Annotated in this window: 20 protein-coding genes; 13 read left to right on the top strand and 7 right to left on the bottom strand. The window is 45.6% G+C overall.

Going from position 1 to position 17,699, the window contains the following annotated elements; all coding sequences use genetic code 11:
* Nucleotides 1-89: 89 nt before the first annotated feature.
* The 3 genes from QUB77_RS12335 to QUB77_RS12325 form a co-directional block, all read right to left on the bottom strand.
* Entirely contained in the window at nucleotides 90-1,067 is a 978-nt protein-coding gene (locus QUB77_RS12335) for a shikimate dehydrogenase (protein WP_333170342.1), read from the bottom strand.
* Between the two features lie 156 nt (nucleotides 1,068-1,223).
* Entirely contained in the window at nucleotides 1,224-2,588 is a 1,365-nt protein-coding gene (locus tag QUB77_RS12330; RefSeq protein ID WP_333170343.1) for a P-loop NTPase fold protein, read from the bottom strand.
* A gap of 853 nt (nucleotides 2,589-3,441) precedes the next feature.
* A complete protein-coding gene (locus QUB77_RS12325) occupies nucleotides 3,442-6,210 on the bottom strand; it encodes a phycobilisome rod-core linker polypeptide (RefSeq protein ID WP_333170344.1) in 2,769 nt (922 codons plus the stop codon).
* A 150-nt stretch (nucleotides 6,211-6,360) separates the two neighbouring features.
* Between QUB77_RS12325 and QUB77_RS12320 the strand changes: the two genes are divergently transcribed.
* The 4 genes from QUB77_RS12320 (at nucleotide 6,361) to QUB77_RS12305 (ending at nucleotide 8,699) form a co-directional block, all read left to right on the top strand.
* Nucleotides 6,361-6,618 (top strand): hypothetical protein, encoded by a 258-nt coding sequence (locus tag QUB77_RS12320; RefSeq protein ID WP_333323024.1) that lies wholly within the window; start codon nucleotides 6,361-6,363, stop codon nucleotides 6,616-6,618.
* 248 nt (nucleotides 6,619-6,866) lie between these two features.
* Entirely contained in the window at nucleotides 6,867-8,048 is a 1,182-nt protein-coding gene (locus QUB77_RS12315) for a class I SAM-dependent methyltransferase (RefSeq protein WP_333170346.1), read from the top strand.
* A 135-nt stretch (nucleotides 8,049-8,183) separates the two neighbouring features.
* On the top strand, nucleotides 8,184-8,315 hold the full coding sequence (locus QUB77_RS12310) for a hypothetical protein (protein ID WP_333170347.1): 132 nt from the start codon (nucleotides 8,184-8,186) through the stop codon (nucleotides 8,313-8,315).
* A gap of 138 nt (nucleotides 8,316-8,453) precedes the next feature.
* The gene (locus tag QUB77_RS12305) at nucleotides 8,454-8,699 is read left to right on the top strand and encodes a hypothetical protein (protein ID WP_333170348.1); all 246 of its coding nucleotides are present in this window, start codon (nucleotides 8,454-8,456) and stop codon (nucleotides 8,697-8,699) included.
* 651 nt (nucleotides 8,700-9,350) lie between these two features.
* Here QUB77_RS12305 and QUB77_RS12300 read toward each other — a convergent pair.
* On the bottom strand, nucleotides 9,351-9,908 hold the full coding sequence (locus QUB77_RS12300; protein ID WP_333170349.1) for a hypothetical protein: 558 nt from the start codon (nucleotides 9,906-9,908) through the stop codon (nucleotides 9,351-9,353).
* A 195-nt stretch (nucleotides 9,909-10,103) separates the two neighbouring features.
* Between QUB77_RS12300 and QUB77_RS12295 the strand changes: the two genes are divergently transcribed.
* The 3 genes from QUB77_RS12295 to QUB77_RS12285 all read left to right on the top strand — a co-directional run bounded on the left by QUB77_RS12295 (nucleotide 10,104) and on the right by QUB77_RS12285 (nucleotide 11,807).
* Nucleotides 10,104-11,072, top strand: a complete 969-nt coding sequence (locus QUB77_RS12295) for a hypothetical protein (RefSeq protein WP_333170350.1) — start codon at nucleotides 10,104-10,106, stop codon at nucleotides 11,070-11,072.
* A 5-nt stretch (nucleotides 11,073-11,077) separates the two neighbouring features.
* The gene (locus QUB77_RS12290; protein WP_333170351.1) at nucleotides 11,078-11,398 is read left to right on the top strand and encodes a hypothetical protein; all 321 of its coding nucleotides are present in this window, start codon (nucleotides 11,078-11,080) and stop codon (nucleotides 11,396-11,398) included.
* 184 nt (nucleotides 11,399-11,582) lie between these two features.
* Complete coding sequence (locus QUB77_RS12285) at nucleotides 11,583-11,807, top strand: DUF433 domain-containing protein (RefSeq protein WP_333170352.1); 225 nt, start codon at nucleotides 11,583-11,585, stop codon at nucleotides 11,805-11,807.
* A 19-nt stretch (nucleotides 11,808-11,826) separates the two neighbouring features.
* Here QUB77_RS12285 and QUB77_RS12280 read toward each other — a convergent pair whose 3' ends face one another.
* Genes QUB77_RS12280 through moaA form a run of 3 tightly spaced genes read right to left on the bottom strand, consistent with a single transcriptional unit; the run spans nucleotide 11,827 to nucleotide 13,905 of the window.
* The gene (locus QUB77_RS12280) at nucleotides 11,827-12,267 is read right to left on the bottom strand and encodes a DUF7689 domain-containing protein (protein ID WP_333170353.1); all 441 of its coding nucleotides are present in this window, start codon (nucleotides 12,265-12,267) and stop codon (nucleotides 11,827-11,829) included.
* On the bottom strand, nucleotides 12,260-12,919 hold the full coding sequence (locus tag QUB77_RS12275) for a hypothetical protein (RefSeq protein WP_333170354.1): 660 nt from the start codon (nucleotides 12,917-12,919) through the stop codon (nucleotides 12,260-12,262). Before QUB77_RS12275 ends, QUB77_RS12280 begins: the two co-directional genes overlap by 8 nt.
* Complete coding sequence (gene moaA / locus QUB77_RS12270; RefSeq protein WP_333170355.1) at nucleotides 12,916-13,905, bottom strand: GTP 3',8-cyclase MoaA; 990 nt, start codon at nucleotides 13,903-13,905, stop codon at nucleotides 12,916-12,918. The genes QUB77_RS12275 and moaA overlap by 4 nt, the downstream gene beginning before the upstream one ends.
* Before the next feature lie 165 nt (nucleotides 13,906-14,070).
* Between moaA and QUB77_RS12265 the strand changes: the two genes are divergently transcribed.
* The 6 genes from QUB77_RS12265 (at nucleotide 14,071) to QUB77_RS12240 (ending at nucleotide 17,699) form a co-directional block, all read left to right on the top strand.
* Nucleotides 14,071-14,523: a nitrate reductase associated protein gene (locus tag QUB77_RS12265; RefSeq protein ID WP_333170356.1), complete on the top strand. Its 453-nt coding sequence runs from the start codon at nucleotides 14,071-14,073 to the stop codon at nucleotides 14,521-14,523.
* A 328-nt stretch (nucleotides 14,524-14,851) separates the two neighbouring features.
* Complete coding sequence (locus QUB77_RS12260) at nucleotides 14,852-15,313, top strand: ATP synthase subunit I (RefSeq protein WP_006631103.1); 462 nt, start codon at nucleotides 14,852-14,854, stop codon at nucleotides 15,311-15,313.
* Between the two features lie 55 nt (nucleotides 15,314-15,368).
* On the top strand, nucleotides 15,369-16,127 hold the full coding sequence (atpB, locus tag QUB77_RS12255) for a F0F1 ATP synthase subunit A (protein WP_333071398.1): 759 nt from the start codon (nucleotides 15,369-15,371) through the stop codon (nucleotides 16,125-16,127).
* Nucleotides 16,128-16,255: 128 nt separating this feature from the next.
* On the top strand, nucleotides 16,256-16,501 hold the full coding sequence (atpE, locus tag QUB77_RS12250) for an ATP synthase F0 subunit C (protein ID WP_006631105.1): 246 nt from the start codon (nucleotides 16,256-16,258) through the stop codon (nucleotides 16,499-16,501).
* A gap of 97 nt (nucleotides 16,502-16,598) precedes the next feature.
* Nucleotides 16,599-17,084 carry a F0F1 ATP synthase subunit B' gene (locus QUB77_RS12245; protein WP_333054530.1) on the top strand — a complete coding sequence of 162 codons (486 nt, stop codon included), beginning with the start codon at nucleotides 16,599-16,601 and terminating at the stop codon, nucleotides 17,082-17,084.
* 87 nt (nucleotides 17,085-17,171) lie between these two features.
* Nucleotides 17,172-17,699, top strand: coding sequence for a F0F1 ATP synthase subunit B (locus tag QUB77_RS12240; protein ID WP_006631107.1), 528 nt, complete (start codon nucleotides 17,172-17,174; stop codon nucleotides 17,697-17,699).

Here is a 17,699-nt window from a genome sequence, read left to right as displayed (position 1 = left end):
ATTTTAATTCTCAGCTTAGCGCGAATTCTGCCTCAAATTTCTACTTATAGGAATTCGGAAAACTACAGCTAGTTTTTTAAGAAATGGCATTAGTCTAAACCTAAATGCTGTCGCAAGGCTTGACGCATCACATCGACTGGGACGGATTCTTTATCCAGCCAAATTTTTAAGGCGGCTGCTCCTTGTTGAACTAGCATTTCGAGTCCGTCAATAGCTCGCGCTCCCCGAAGCTTCGCATCTTTGAGAAACTGCGTAGGATTAGGGGTGTAAATTAAATCATAGACGATCGCACCTGGTGAAATTCGATCGAGCGCACCAGCCGCAACCGGCGACTTTTCCCCCTGCGGATACATCCCCACAGGCGTCGTGTTCACCAGCAAATCTGCCTGCGAGATTAACATTGACAAATTATCCCAAGTATGAACCTGCAAATTCTGCACGGGCATCGGAGAATTGACCCAACTCTGCTGAAATTCCGCTAAATTTTGTTCGTTGCGGCCGACAACGTGAATCTGTGCACATCCCAATTGAGCGCACCCAGCCACAACAGCCCTCGCCGCCCCGCCATTCCCCAAAATTACCGCTACTTTCTGACTCCAATCGGAACCCCCCCTAGCCCCCCCTTGGTAAGGGGGGGGACAGGATTCAACAGCCGTATTGCCCCTTTCTAAGGGAGAAATCGCGTCTTTAGCCCCCCCTTGGTAAGGGGGGTTGGGAGGGGTTTGCAGCGGCGCGAGAAAGCCTTCAACGTCAGTATTTGTGCCGCACCAACCTTTGTCAGTCAGGTAGACGGTATTGACTGCGCCGATCGAGCGGGCGATCGGGGAAACGGACGACAGCAGCGGTAAGATTGCTTGTTTGTGCGGAATCGTGATGCTAAATCCCCGAACGCCGATCGCCGCAAATCCTGCAAGAGCAGCTTTTAAATCCCCTGGTTTTACCGGAAACGGCAGGTAAACAAAATCGACTCCCAAGTGGGAAATAGCAGCATTGTGCATCGCCGGCGACAGAGAATGTTCGACGGGATGACCAATTACTCCCAACAGTTTAGTAGTGCCTTTAATCATTTTTGTTAGTTGACTGTTGACTGTTGACTGTTAACGGTTGACTGTTGACTGTTGTGAGTTTTCATACCAGATCCTGCTACAAAACCGCCCTTATTCTTTAGTCCCCCTCTGCTCGAACTTCGTTTGACTCTCGACAGCGATGTCAACTGTCAACAGTCAACCGTCAACTGTTTGTCTAAACTCTTTGGCGTCAGCCAAAATCGGATTGACATCAAACCAATAATCCTCGCCGTAACGGTATTCAAACACCCAGAGACTACGTAGCAAGATTTGGTATTTAGTTTCCCCGTTCACAGTTTTGGTAGCGGATACTTGGCGCAGCAATTGCCACTCATCAGGTTCGATCGCCAAAGTAAGCTGGTGGCGGCGCTGGACGATCACATTTTCCAAAGTTTCCCGCGACAGAGGAGGGTCTTGTTTCTGCAGACAGCCATACAGTAGTTGCAGCAAATTGCGGACATGACCGCCGCTGACTCGACACAGGCGATCGAGAGTTTCCGCAGAGTCGAAAACTTTACCAACCAAAGCATAGCGCTGCGAAGGATGCACCGTTGGAAAGGCCCGCGCCAGAACCATCTGCCGCAGCAATTCCACACCCTCAGAGCACTCAGAACCGTCGCTCAACTGCACCGGCACCATCGGCAAAACCTTCGGATCTACCCCAAATCGATTGGTCAACTGGCCCAAATCGTTAGAGAAAATCAGCACCAAAGGAATTGTATACACGACGTGGCAATTTAGTCTTGCCAACTGTTCGCCGCGATCGACAAACAGGTATTCCGGCTGCAGCCGCCCCGTCGGTTTCGCGCACAGGTGTATGCGATCGAGATTGTCGATAATTACCACAAGTCCTTGTTTCCCTTGCCGTTTCAGTTCTTGATTAGCCGGCTCCAGCAACTCCTTATTAAGCGCATCTAGAATTACGTTAGTTCGCGGCTCCAAATATTGCCTCAACTCCGATCGCAGATTCGGAGCATCTTTCGCCTTAGCAGTAATTTTGCCAATTCCCAACGCCAGAGAAAATTCTCCCTCCGTGCTGGCATTTATTTCCCCCAAACCCGGAACATTAGCTTCAGCGCTCAAGTCTATTTGAGTTTGAAAAACATCAGCAACCCCTTTGAGCAAAGCTTTAAAACCCGTCGGTTGTAGCTTGATTTTCATTTTCTCAATGCTTTCGCTCACCTGACGAGCAACGCTCAACAAAATATCAGTGATATCTACATCTGCCATGTCTAAGTCTTTACTCGACTCAAAATAAACAACATGAAATCCTTGTTGCTGCAATTGAGCTTGCAGCCGCAGCAATTCTGTTGATTTACCAGAGCCGATGTGACCGGTGAATAATTGACAGGTAGGTGCATCGGGGGACAGACGGCTGATGGTGCGCTCCAATTGTTCTACGATTGTGCCGCCCCGCACTGAAGAGAAATCGATATAGTATTGTCGGTCTTGTTGATTTGCTACTGCCAGGGTGTAGCTGGGATTGCAGGCGCTATAAAATTTCTGTAAATTTAGTTCCATACCCTGTTCCATCTTTCACAACATTATGCCCTAATAGCTTATTCGTTTCGCTATGGTAATAATCAGCACACATTATCAACTTATTTTGATGTTTTCTGGGACGCTCAATATCTTGATGCGTCCCTAAACCACCACTCCGAAATTATACTTAATTTTTGCGTAATGGGCATCAATAGAATCAACTAATACTCATCACTAAGTAATTTATCTGCGTACAGCGAGCGCGACTTTTTTGACATCACATACGAAAATCTGGCAGTAATGTTCTCTGCTCAAAGTGGCTATTCAAGTACAGTTAACAGAAGCAAAAAAACAGATAGTAATTAGGTATCCAGAAACCCAGTTTTTTAAATAATACCTTCGCCATTTCCACAGTAGGTTGGGTTTTTGTGGAGCGAAACCAGCAACAGATTTTAGATTGGCAATTTGAGATTTTCAACTGGAGCAAAAACCTCAAATCTCAAATCTCAAATTGATGGCGTTGTGTACGAGTGCTTCAAACCAACCTACTTTCTTAGAGCCTTCTGACTTAGGCACGAAGGTGTTGTTTAAGAAACCCGGTTTCTCTGTATGATATTTTTTTTTGAGGTACTTATTTTTAATCGATTCTACCATTTTGCGACCGACACCTGCTACCGAAACGGGGTTTTGGGCTGTGACGAGGCTATCCCTGGCAACAGACGAAACTTGAAAACCCGGTTTTTTAGCAAACTCTCTCTTTCCTCACTCTGCGCCCTCTGCGGTTAAAAAAACTCCAAATTATACAAAAAAAGGGCTGGTAACTACACCAGCCCTTCAGCTAATTTTAGACGTTAAATTAGCAGTAATCTAACATCTAAAACCTCAAATCAATCTAGCTTCTGTCAGTAGCAGCCACCGGCTCAAAGCTTGGAATCACCAACTCATCATTCTGCTTAGTGAGTTGATTGTACAGCCTTTCAGTATTGGGGAAATTCGCAGCAGGCAGAGTAGGGAAGCGACGGTAAGGAACAGTATCCTCGCCAAACGCCTCGGCATATTCAACGCTATTCAACATCGCGTTAATAAAGCCCTTAATGCCTTTGCTTGCCAAGATTTGGTTGTAGGTGCGAATCTCCGCTTGATTGCGGGGAGCGCGGCCCAAGAAGTGCTTGGTTCCCAACTCAATCACCTTAGTATTGGGATAAGGTGCGTAGAACTGTTTGACGTACAGCGACGAGCAGCCCAAAGCCTCAATGAACTCCTTGAGATTGATTTCATTGTTGCCCAGTTTGCTTTCCAGCGCCGTGAATTCATTCTTCACAACGTAGGGATTTAAATCGCGTTCAAAAATTTGACGGTAAGCAGCTTGAATTAAAGTTTTCAAAGCTACTTTGTCCGAAGTATTCGTCAGCTTGAACATCTTAGTTTGTTCGCGCCGCTTGCTGACACCTTGAGCGAGGCGAGTTTGCAACTCGAAATCGCCCCGATCGCCCGCAGCGCCCAATTCGATAAACCGAGGAGTTTCAGGGGTCTTAGCTTGGACATTTTGCTCCGCGACGGAACCCGATCGCATCGTCCGCATCGACAAACCACCCGGAGTCACATAGCGCTCGTAGGGTACTGTATCTTCCCCGAAAGCTTCGTTGTACTCCATGCTGTCCATGATGCCATCGACCAGCGCGTAGAAACCCTTCTTGGCGCAAATGTCAAAGTAAGCGTTCATTTCCTGACGGCCGTAGGTAGGGCGTCCCAACAGTCGGCGGTGAATGTACTCGATCGCCTTACAAACGTAGAGCTTGCTCCAGTACATATTGCGGAACACGTCAGACTTCGCCAACATCCGAATAAACTCGCGCATCGTGATGTCGCCGTTTTCGAGCTTAATTTCCGCCACCTTTTGGCGCTGGCCGTCGAACACGTCGCGACCGAACACTTGCAGGTAAGCTGCCCGAATCACCGCTTGGGTGGAACTTTCGGTAAATTTGACACTGGAACTGTTGCTGTAGCTGCTGGAGACACCGCGGGCAGTTTTCTTGGAAGCAACATAGTTGCTCGGTAACTGGTCTAATTTAAAGACCTTGGGGCCCAGAGAGCCTGGAGCCTTGCCGCGGGCTTCCGGGTTGCTCAATTGGTTTTCAATACCTGCACCTTGACGGATCAGGATGCGGCGGGTGTCCTTGCCGAAGGGAGCCGGACGGCTCTTGGGGTTGCGAGTTTCTTTCGGGAAAATCGCGCCGAACTGAATTTCTAAGGGGTCATTACCAACACCGTAAACGTGCTGGTCTGGCAGAGGCTGGTTGTAGCCGGCAAACAAGGTGATGAACTGAGGAACCTTGCGGAACGGAGCGCTGAAATTGAACAAATCAATTTGCGGGCCCCAGTTGCGACACTCCTGAGCTTCTTGGCCCAAACCGCGCAGGTAAGGCACTGTTTCTTCGCCGAAGTAATCGGAATATTCTTGCGAATAGACCATCGCGTCTACGAGGGCTGGCAGGCCGCCTTTGCTGACGATCGCAAAATACTTGCTAAATTCCTCCCGCGAGCTCAAACCGCGACCTAGGAAGTGACGAGCGGCTAATTCTACAGCGCGGCTGTTGACAAACGGCTCGTAGAATTGCTGACGGTACAGAGGAGATTTGCCAAGACGGCGAATAAACTCTTTCATCGAGATTTCGCCATTTTTGACCTTGGATTCCAAGTCAGAAATGCTTTGGCTGTATGCGCGGGTAATATCGCGCTCAAATACTTGGCGGTAAGCTGCTTTAACTACTTCTATCTTTTCGGCCGACGACAGACCGGTTTTCATGACGAATTTCGATCGCCGCTCGGCTGCGTTGAAGTAGATTTGAGGCAGTTGCAAGCCTTGCTGGTCGTTGCTTTCGCGCTGCCGCACCTTATCTGAAGGTGTGGGAGCTTTGAATTCGGTAATAGCTACGTCGAAATACTGTCCGACGATCGCACTTGCCTCTGCATTGTTTCGGAAATAGCCCAAAGATGCTGCCTTCATTTCCTGCATTGCCACAATTGTGGCTGCCGAAGAGCAAGCATTTTCGATGATTTCCCGCAATCCGCGCACGTTCACCGAAATAATGTTCGGGTCGCCAGCGACAATTGCGTAGGTGATGTAGCGCAAGAACCAGCTCAAGTCGCGCAGAGATTTGGTCATGTTGCCCGGGCCGTAGCGCGAGACATTGATCGGCTGAAATCCTGCGGGGATTGGGCCGCTGTAGCCGCCACCGTTGCCCGAAAATAGATTTCCTAGCCCCAAGAATCCGCCGCCACCGCCGTTGCCACCGGAGCGGCTTTCTACGTAGGTGACATTTCCCAGTTTCATGCCTTCAGAGACATTCGCTGAACCGCCACGAGCCGCGCCTGCTACAGCCATCGCAGGTTCTTGTGGTCTTTCCAAGAATGCCAGCGGGGAACCGCCGGTAAAAATCCGGTTGGCTGCGCGGGATACTATCAGTTCCGAGTTTTGGGTCAGCGTCGCAGAGATATCGATCCGAAGAGCCCCTGAACTGAAATAACTTGCCAGTTCGCTGAGTTCGCCCCGCTGTAGGAAGCGGTCTTGCTGTTCTGCTTGCGAAATTGTTGCGACCGGTACAGTTTGATATAGTTGCGGACGCGCAACCGAGCTTCCACCACTTGCCTTTACAGTCATTAGACTCCTTCGCTCCCTATCTAAATCGTTGTAGCATTTAACCCGGCTAACCCTGCCTTCTCATGCAGGGCAAAGTAGGTATTTTTGCTTTGTTTACTTTTTGCCTTTACCTGTCACGAGGTTCGAGCGCGCTTACTTTCTTAGATTAAAATGTTTTGGTTTCATCTTTTTGCCTGCCGGGAAATGTCCGATCCGAAGGCAGGCACGGGGTACTCCCTCCGCTGCGCTCCGCCCGTACACCCGTGGAAAAAAAGACTCGGCAGGAGAGTTGCCTTTGGGCGATCGCAGCCAGTGCCGTCAATTAAGGGAAAAGAAAATCAAAAATTTTCTTCTGCCTTTTTCTGGGCGTTTAACTTTCTGCTTAAAGACGCCTCCGCTTTACCCGACAGTTCAGCGGTGGGTTATTGACAGTCCTCGTTTGTTAAAAAGCCTGCCGAGATTTATTGTATAGATTTAAGAGAGCGTATATGAGAAAAAATGATAAGTTTTATTACGCAGAAGCTGTCAGTCGATTTTAGATTTTAGATTTTAGATTTTAGATTGAAGAATCGACCCCACCGATAAATCCGGGGGCCCGGAGCAAATTGCTGTGGGTCAGTGGTCAGCGGTCAGTTGTCAGTCAAATCCCGAATCCCCAAGCCCAACAAATGTCACCTATGGATACTACGCCTGATATCAGTGCTGCCGTGCGGCGGCTTTACGATACTTTCCCTTTCCCGCCCGATCCTTTGTCCGATGAACCGCCCCCTGGGTACAACTGGCGCTGGAGTTGGCCTGATGCTTACAATTTTTGCACCGGCCAAAAGCCGCCAAAACTGGATATTCGGATTTTAGATGCTGGCTGCGGCACTGGTTCGAGCACCGATTATCTGATTCACCTCAATCCCGAAGCTTCGGTAACGGCGATCGACCTGAGTGCAGGTGCTTTGAAGGTAGCACAAGAACGCTGTCGGCGATCCGGGGCGCGGGAAGCAGATTTTCGCCACCTCAGCCTGTACGATGCCGCCGAGTTAGAGGGCGAGTTTGATTTGATCAACTGCGTGGGCGTGCTGCACCACTTACCCGATCCGATCCGGGGCATTCAAGCGCTGGCGGCGAAGTTGGCCGAGGGCGGTTTGATGCACATTTTTGTGTATGCTGAGCTCGGACGCTGGGAAATTCAACTGATGCAAAGGGCGATCGCACTTCTCCAAGGCCCGCAAAAAGGTGACTATCCCGATGGTGTGAAAGTCGGTCGTCAAATCTTTGCTTCTTTACCAGAAAACAACCGTCTTGTCAAGTACGAAAAACAGCGTTGGGCAGGAGAAAACCAGCGGGACGAATGTTTTGCTGATATGTACGTTCACCCGCAGGAAATTGACTACAATATTGAGACTTTGTTCGAGTTAATTGATGCTTCGGGATTGGAATTTATTGGTTTCTCAAATCCGGGATATTGGCAGTTAGAAAGACTTTTGGGGAAAGCGCCGGAATTGATAGAAAGAGCTCAGGGTTTGACGGAACGAGAGCTTTATCGATTAATTGAATTGTTGGATACGGAAATCACTCATTACGAGTTTTTCTTGGGCAAAAAGCCTGTTAATAAAATTGATTGGTCGGACGATCAGGCTCTTTTGGCGGCAATTCCAGAGTTGAGTGCTTGTATGCACGGTTGGCCGAGTCAACAAGTGTTTGATTGCAACTACCAATTGCTCAATTTGTCAAGTGCGGAATTTGAGTTTTTGCAAGCTTGCAATACCAAAACTGTGGGAGAGATTTTGGCGGAGGTGGAGATGGGATTGGATGAAGTGCGATCGATCTTATCAAAACAGCTAATTTTGCTAACACCGAAATTATAGGGCTTTTTCATTATTTGAACGAACCGCGAAGACGCCAAGAGCGCGAAGGAATAACTGCATCTTCTTCTTTCTCTTCCTTCGCGTCCTTCGCGCCTTCGCGGTTCATTTTATCTTACTCCTAAAATCCCAAATGGATTGACACAGGCCCCCCTCTGCGGCTACGCTTTGAAGTTAGAGGTTGCTTTGCTTGTAGAGGAAGTAGCCCGCGTCGCCCAAAAATCTAGTTGCACTGCCCAAAGCTGTTGCGAGCAGCAATGGACAGCATAACCGCCAAACTGGAATCAGCAGTCTGGAGGCTAACGGAGCATGATAACACTCTCTGTAGCCGCCCTGCTATGTCTTGAAATGCGGGGCGGCTGGGTTTTTGGGTTTTTCTAGAAAACCCAAAACCAGGAGAACATAATTATGTCACAGGAATTCGTGCCTGACGACAACAAATTCGATCGGCCAAATGACGACTCAGCAGCAGAATCGGAACAGGATGTGGTGTGTGTAACGGTGACAGGTTCGCCCAAGGGTGTCAGGGAAACCATACTCACCTTGTACCGCCTGGGATTTGCCGAAGTCGGCGATTGGAGTCCCGTACAGCGTGCAGCGAATCCGAAGCAAGTGATGAGTGTGCTGATTCGCCGTCGGAAGCGCAAAGCGTAGCTGTTTGCTCGTTCCCAGGCCTTGGCCTGGGAACGCATTCCATGAGGCTCTGCTTCCTGTTTTTATTTTTATCCGCTAGCGAGGCAGAGCCTCTGGATCTCGGTTCCCAGGCCAAGGCCTGGGAACCAGTTAAGAAGACCAACAAATATCAGGCACGTTACTTTACTAAATCAAGATACGGTAATTTCCTGACCTAAAGCTTATAAATACTACAGTTTCATCCGAATAAGATATTTTTGATAGTTGGGTAGTCAACGATCATCATTCTTATTTTTTGTTAAATAGTTTTTTAAATGCGTGATACCTACAGCAATTAATAAAATACTAATATACATTAATATCACAACTAAACAAATACCAAGTATGAATCCAACCAAGAATAATAAAAACTGTATAAATGGAAATAGAGATTCCCAATAAAATATTAAAAGCCATATTCCAAAAACAACAAGTAGAAAACAATAAAATAACGCCATTAATCGATTAATAACAGCCGTTACTACTAATCCTACTATTAGCGAAATTATAAACAACAATACCGACATATACTTTTCATCCTAAATATATTTCCAGATTCAAACCGTGAAAGGTTTACAAATAAGTGTGTTAAAAAAAAGGTAATTACAACCGTAATTACCTATATTCTAAAAATTAGTCTTTAAATTTACCTGGATTCAACCCCTTAACAATATCTCGAATTTCGGGCATATCTTCTTTATCATCAATTTCTATAGTGACCTCTATTCTGAATATATCGTTATCGTTTTTATGAACTTTTTCTTTATTTTGTTTTATAACTTTCAACACGTCAACAACAGCACCAGTAAACGAGAATGTTTTATCTCCGTATGTAATATCTCTAATTGCAATCTTATCGTCTAATTGCAAACCCAAATCAAAATTGTATCTTGCAACTTCTATAAGAGTCGGTTCTTCTTGTGTTATTTCATCGTTATCCACTTTAAGAAGGGAAGGTGTCAATACAATGTACTCAATCATAGGGTTGTTTCCTAAATTACATAAAAGTAGTTTAGCACAAAATATTTTTAATATGAAAAATGAAACCACCACAGCTACATCAACCATTAACGTAAACAGCGACATACTATAGAACCAGCTAGAACCGGACTCTGGCGGGTTTTCTGTATGTGACCGCTCCGACTGTGCCAACACTCCCACCGCTCCGACCGTGGCAGCCGTACCAAACACGCTTAAGGTGCGATTTAGGGAGCGGTGGCAATGCTTAAGGTACAACTACACTTTCCCCGCCTAGAGCTTGTAACTGTTGCACCTACGTCAACATATTGACGTGTAAATCAACTATAGGTTATAATCACCCCGAAGGGTTCATGGTAACTAATTTAAGCCGTGAGAACTTGTAAAAATACCTTTTGTGTTAAATAAATGGAAAAAAATATTAAATTAACTTTATTGGATAACGGCATAGATTATATTTATGCAGCAGTAAAACCTATGTTGAAGAAATCTTCCCAATCTAAGGATTCATGGAAATATTCTGTTCTACACCTATATTCGGGAATTCAATTATTACTAAAAGAAAGACTCAAACAAGAACATTGGAGCTTAATATTTCAAAAAATAGATGAAGCAAACCCAGAAAAACTTGAAAGTGGGGATTTTGTTAGCGTGTATCATGATGTGTTAATTAAAAGACTGAAAAATATTATTCCAAACTTTAATTTTAATGATGAACCTATAAAAAAGCTTCAATCTTTGAGAAATAAAATTGAACATTTTGAAGTTAATATATCATTAAGTGAATGTCAGTATACCGTAGCGTTAGCCTTAGACGAAATTATAAAATTTTGGAAAAGCGATTTAAAAATTAATAGTACAGTTAAACAACAACAAAAATTTCAAAAAATAAAATCAATTGCCACTGAATTTAAAGTTTATAGAAAACAAAGATTAGATAAGTTTAAAGAAGAAATAGAGGGAATTGAGACGAGTAAAAATGGATTGAGAGTACTATGTCCTGACTGTTCATCATTAAGCTTTGTTGTATTTAAAAATGATGTAAAAGAATGCCAATGCTTTGTTTGTGATGAAAAATATAGTAAACATGATTACTTAAAAAAAATAAGAGAAGTGGAAGAAAATGAACCATACAACACAATTTGTTCGTCTTGTCAAGAAGAAACAAGGATAAAATATGTGCTTAAAGATGGAGTAACTTTATATTGCTGTTTGAACTGCCTTAAAAATGAACTGATAGACATTGAATTTGAAAATAGGTTTAGGCAATCTACATGGGAAGATATTTTAACAATGATGAAACACAAATATACAGTCGATGAATTTTATCTGATTCAACTAGACAAACAAAGACGGATGTACTTAGGGAAAGAATAAGAGAGTTGGTCTTTCACCGCTCCGACCGTGGCAACACTCCAACACTCCCACCGCTGCGACACTGCCACCGCTCCAACAGTCCGATCGCTCCGAGCGACCGCACTAGACCCGCAACACTCCCACCGCTCCAACCGTGGTTAGGTGCAATTGTGCCAGCCGTGGCAGTCCTCACCATCCAATCACCTCAAACTCACCCACACCGCCCTAAATGGTGCAATTTTGGAGCCGTGCCAGCCGTGCCAAGTGTCGGAGATGTCGAGTCGATCGCCCCGTGTCGATCGGACTGCCGCCAATTTTGGAGTCTTATTGGTGGAAAACCCTACTAAATTCGGCAGACATCAAAGCCTGCCTTGCTTTTGCCGCAGACAATGAGAAAACTGATCCGCCTTGGCTACTTTGAACGTCAGGGTTCTTTTTTTATCCCTACTTGCTCAAACCTGAAATCCTGACCTAAACCAACCAGGATTATTTACAGGTATAATTACGCTTATTAGTACAAAATATTGCTTTATGGACTACCACGACATCATCACAATTGAACCGGGAAAACGCAGTGGCAAACCATGTATTCGGGGAATGCGAATCACCGTCTACGACATCTTAGAATATCTCGCCGGTGGCATGACGGAAGCAGAAATTCTGGAAGATTTTTCAGAACTAACTTCGGCAGACATCAAAGCCGGCCTTGCTTTTGCCGCAGATCGTGAAAAAAAGTTATTTGTGGCATCCCTGTGAAACTACTGATCGCCTTTCCCTAATTTATCGCACGTTTAAGAATTTGACCGACAACTCCATACCTGTCGCCTGTCAATCCATCCAATTCGTGTTCAACATCTTCTAACCATCCAAGTTTACTGGTCCACTTACCATTAGGTAACTGTCTAGCTGCATGAGTTGGGATACCGCTAGAGTCAACATATATTGCTATTTTCTGATATCCAGCTTCTAATATATCACCCTTACAAAGTTCATATCCCAGTGTTTGATAAGCCTGAATATATGCGTCTAAAGTCTCCTCTTGCGGCACGCCTTCTGGCCAATAAAATTGCTCTCCAGGTATCGGTTGCCACCAGCGATCTTCTTCACCAGCAGCCCATGCAAAGCAATTATATTCCTGTGACTTTTGGCTAGTAACTCGATAATCAGTGCGAGACAAGTTAGGCCATTTAATTTCAAGTTCCGGTCTTCTATACATTCTCTTCAATCACGTAGCCTCGATCTCTCCCCCATTCTATCCAAGCTGATGCCATCTGTTTTACCCTTCCCCTTTGTTCCGGTTTAATGGGATTTTCACCCGTAATTGCATTCAATGCAGCTAACCAGTAAAGGGGATTTTTTTGCAGTTCCGATAGCAACAGTGGCACGACTTTAGATCCCATATTAATAATTTCCTGATAAGCAGGATGCTGAGACATTTGAGCTGTCGAAGACATTCCCGCAACTTCACTTTGCCATTCCGTAGCAAGAGTATAAAATTTGTCAATTACCTCGCTCGAAATTTCAGCATTTTTATTGAAGATATCTCGATCGGTATTTGCTGCGGGATTTTCTCGTTGCGCGATCGAGCTTTCAATGCTCATCAAGATTAATTCTTCGATCGATACATTCATCTCAGCAGCAACTTTTTGTAGCTTCAGAATCAGCACGTCTGAAATGGCGATCGAGATGGTGTTCATCTGACTTACAAAATTGGATGATGTCTTAAGTGTAGCAAATAAATTATCGATACAGAGTTGACAAAGATCGATCGCCCATTTGTGTCCAAGTACCTGAAGCGCAGCTATCCCGTAGGGAATCGCCCCTCTGGCCCACATAACAAAAAGAGCGATCGATTTCGGGCAATTCACCCGCCGATTTGAGACATGGTGCGGCTGTAATTTCCTTGAGTAGTTCCCGAATCCCGCTGCTTGAAATTAATCTCCGGTTTAATCTCTAATATGTGTCGCACTCGATCGCGCAATTCGCCTGTAGACACCCCATTCCGTAAAGCAGTTTTTAAGTCAATTTGCCCCGTTTCGTTCAGCAGACAAGGCCGCAGCCACCCGTCAGCAGACAAACGCATCCGGTTGCAGCGATCGCAAAAACACTCGGACATTTGACTGATAAAGCCTAAAGTGCCCTTCGCCCCCGGAATTTGAAACACATCCGCCGGCCCATTTCCGCGAATTCCCGACTCGGCTAACCCGTATTTGTCGTTAATTTGTTGCCGCAATTCGGCCGATGCTACCCAACCTTTATCGCCAAATAAATCCCCATTCCCGATCGGCATAAACTCAATAAATCGAACGTGCCAATTCCGGTTAATTGTTAACGCCGCTAAATCCAATATTTCGCCGTCATTCACACCGGGAATTACCACAACATTCAGTTTCAGCGGGTCAAATCCTGCTTGATAAGCCGCTTGAATTCCCTCCCACACCTGCGTCCATCGCGATCGTCCCCGACTGCCAATTATTTTATCAAAAGTCTCCGGTTCCAAGGAATCCAAACTAATATTAATCCGGCGCAAACCAGCATTGTAGAGATTTTCGGCCATTCCCGCCAGCAAAAAGCCGTTAGTTGTCATTGACAAATCTCGCGTTTCCGGCAAAGATGCGATCGACCTCACCAATTCCACCACCCCAGGCCGCAGCAGCGGTTCCCCTCCTGTCAAGCGAAACTTGGTAAATCCCACGGGTATAAAAACTTCCCGCAGCAGAGTTAGCAATTCCGAGTGAGTTAACAACTGCTGCTGCAATACATAGTCCAACTCGCTACCTTCCGGCATACAGTAGAGACAGCGGAAGTTGCAGCGGTCTATCAAGCTAATCCGAAGGTAGTCTACGGCATCCATGTCAATAGTTTGTAATATTATTTAATTATAAAGGGCGATCGCATTTTCTGCAATTATTGATAGAAAGCAAAAAACCTGCATCGAGTTCTCTCTCTTCTCTTACTCTGTGTTCTCTGCGTCCTCTGCGGTTAATAAAAAAAATCTAGTTTGCAAGTCTATACATCTATGACATTCTTTGAATTTGAAGCTGATTTTGTCGAAGCTTTGCGCTGCATCCCCATGCAAGTACGTCTCAAGTTAGATACTTGTGGCATTAAATTGAAGTTGCAGGATTGGAATCATTTTAACCAAGCAGAACGGCAAAGTCTTGTAGAGTTACCTTGCTTGACAGAAGCAGAAATTATTGATTACCGAGAAAAGCTAAATCAAATATTAATTCAACAGACAGGCAAACCGGGAACTGATTTGGCTGTTGATGAAAATCCCCCGTGGATGGATGCTGCAACTTTACCGGAGTCGGTTTCCGCCAAAGCGCAAGAGCTCGGCGTGACAATTTCTTTGGCCCAGTGGGCGAGTTTGCAGCCTCTACAGCGATTTGCTTTGATTAAGCTTAGTCGATCGAGCCACGAGAATAAAAATTTCATTCCGGCGCTTCAAGAGTTTAAGGTTATTGAATGAGATCGAATTTGAATTAACTCTTGTAGCGCGCAGAGGCAGACAAGGGAGAGTTACCTCATCGATTCGCGCGATCGTCCTTTCTCACTTCTCACTAAATAATTCTCACTTAGTGAGATTACGAGAACAATGTGTAAAAAAGTGCGGTCTGGCGGTGGGAGAGGTAGGGTGAGGTTGATCGGACATTTAACGGCTTGAGGTTTCCGAAGCGCCCGCCACCAAATTCTGAAAATATGATTAATTTTATTTTAAGTATTGTTACCGCAGCGTGGTATGATTTTTCTGAGTTTGCAAAGCACTCGCCTGCTACCTGCATTAGTTTCTGAGCTTCGTGAACACGCAAAACACACCCACCGAACCCGCAGCAGCAAATGAGGATATTCCTCAAGCTGGCACAGTCTCGACAGTTTCGACAGCTTCGTCCGAGACTAGCAATCCCATGCAAGACTTTTATCGCCTCCAACAAGAGTTGTTGGCGTACACCCTTGCTTTTACGGCGATTATTTTTATCTCCGTTTGGATTTTTTACTCCCTCAACATTGCCCTGAATTATTTGCTTGGGGCGAGCACAGGTGTGGTTTACTTAAAGATGTTGGCTAGAGACGTTGAACGAATCGGCAGCCAAAATCAACGCATCAGCAAGACACGGCTCGGTGTGTTTTTAGCGGTGATGATAGTAGGAACACAGTGGAATCAGCTACAGATTTTACCGATATTTTTGGGATTTCTGACTTACAAAGCTGCGCTGTTGGTTTACGTGATCCGAAGTGCATTAGCACTAGACTACAGGTAAGTCAGGCAATTCGAGCAAAACTCAACTCATCGATTTGTATGGGGAAGCCCGTTGAATGGCAATGCTTGACGTTCTAAACACCTTTAATCGTTTCCCCCTTGCCGAATTGGAAGTGGGCCAGCAGTTGTACTGGCAACTCGGCAATCTGAAAGTGCACGGGCAGGTTTTTCTAACCTCGTGGTTTGTAATTGCTGTTTTAGTCGTAGTTTCGATTTTAGGAACCCGCAAAATCCAGCGAATTCCCAGCGGAATGCAAAATTTTATGGAGTATGCGCTGGAATTTATTCGGGACTTGGCTAAAAACCAAATTGGGGAAAAAGAATATCGCCCTTGGGTACCGTTTATTGGTACATTATTTCTGTTCATCTTTGTGTCAAACTGGTCTGGCGCTCTAATTCCTTGGAAGCTAATTAAGCTGCCATCAGGCGAATTGGGAGCTCCTACCGCTGACATCAATACGACGGTAGCATTTGCACTGCTGACTTCTCTAGCATATTTTTATGCAGGTCTCAGCAAAAGCGGCTTGGGGTATTTCGCCCACTATGTTGAACCGGTGCCTTTCATGTTGCCGTTCAAAATCATAGAAGATTTCACTAAGCCTCTGTCCCTAAGTTTCCGTTTGTTTGGTAACATTCTTGCGGACGAATTGGTGGTCGGAGTGCTAGTGTTGCTAGTGCCTTTATTTGTTCCTCTGCCAGTAATGGTTCTGGGACTATTTACCAGTGCAATTCAAGCTTTGATTTTTGCAACCTTAGCCGCAGCCTACATAGGTGAAGCTCTAGAAGGCGGTCACGGCGAAGAACACCACGATTAACTAACGATAAACGGCGAAGGATGAAGGAGGAAAAAGAAAAATTCTGAACTCAAACTTTCTCCCGTTAAATCGGACAATTCTCTAGACTTTCTGTTCTCAATTTTGTACTTTAGATAAGGAAAATCATCATGAACCCAACAGTTGCTGCCGCTTCCGTAATTGCCGCCGCTTTGGCAGTAGGTTTAGCTGCAATCGGCCCTGGCATCGGTCAAGGTAATGCAGCAGGTCAGGCTGTAGAAGGGATTGCCCGTCAGCCGGAAGCAGAAGGTAAAATTCGCGGCACCTTGCTGTTGAGTTTGGCGTTCATGGAAGCGCTCACAATTTACGGTTTGGTCGTAGCCCTAGTGCTGCTGTTTGCCAACCCCTTCGCATAATAATTGAAAATTTTAGATTTGAGGTTTTGGCGATTCTAATCCAAAATCTCAAATCTAAAATCGATTAAGCGAATTAGATGGAAGCCGTCAAAAAATCATGATGCACTGGACAGTATTACTAGCAGTTGAAGAAGCGGCTAAGGAAGGGGGACTGTTTGATATAGATGCTACGCTGCCTCTGATGGCGGTGCAGTTTTTAATTCTAGTCGCAGTCTTGAATGTAATTTTTTACAAGCCGCTCAGCAAGTCAATTGACGATCGCGCCGATTACATTCGCAACACTCAAGTCTCCGCCAAAGAACGCTTGGCCAAAGCTCAGCAACTAGCGCAGCAGTACGAGCAAAAACTGGGAGAAACTCGCAAACAGTCTCAATCAGTAATTGCTGCTGCTCAAGCTGATGCCCAAAAAATTGGGGCAGCCAAAGTAGCTGAGGCTCAACAAGAAGCTCAAGTCGCGCGAGAAAAGGCTGGGCAAGAAATAGAGCAGCAAAAGCAAGAAGCAATGCGCTCACTAGAACAACAAGTAGACGCGCTCAGCGGCCAAATTCTCGAAAAGCTATTAGGGCAGTCGCTGGCCAAATAGCGAGACCGAAGAGTTTTAGATTTTTGATGGAATCTTAAATCTAAAATCGCTTCACCCAATCTGCACGCGCAATTATGGAAGAGTATCATGGGGACTGTTTTATTGCTAGCCACAGAAGCTAGCGGCGAAGGTGGTTTCGGTTTAAATTTCGATATTTTAGAAACCAACCTGATTAACCTGGTCATTATTATTGCAGTGCTGTTTTATTTCGGGCGCGGATTTGTAGGTAAAATCCTGACTGAGAGGCGTTCGGGCATCCAAGAGGCGATTCAAGAAGCAGAAAAACGCCAAAAAGATGCAGCAGCAGCTCTAGCAGAGCAACAGCAAAAATTGACTCAAGCGCAAGCAGAAGCGGAACGAATTCGGGCCGCTGCTGAAGAAACTGCCAAGAAAGCAAAAGAAGCAATTCTAGCTCAGGCAGCGCAAGACGTTGAAAGAATGAGAGCAACAGCAGGTCAAGAGTTGGAAGCAGAGCGGGAAAGAGCGATCGCCCAACTGCGATCGGCGGTTGTATCTCTGGCATTAGCAAAGGTGGAAAGCCAGCTAAAAACTAGCTTGGACGACAGCGCTCAACACCAATTAATCGATCGCAGCATTGCGTTACTGGGAGGCTAA

The organism is Microcoleus sp. AT9b-C3, from assembly GCF_036705485.1.
Classification (GTDB): Bacteria; Cyanobacteriota; Cyanobacteriia; order Cyanobacteriales; family Microcoleaceae; genus Microcoleus.
Note: the sequence above shows the minus strand (reverse complement) of the source record. Positions and strands in the feature narration are given on the sequence as shown.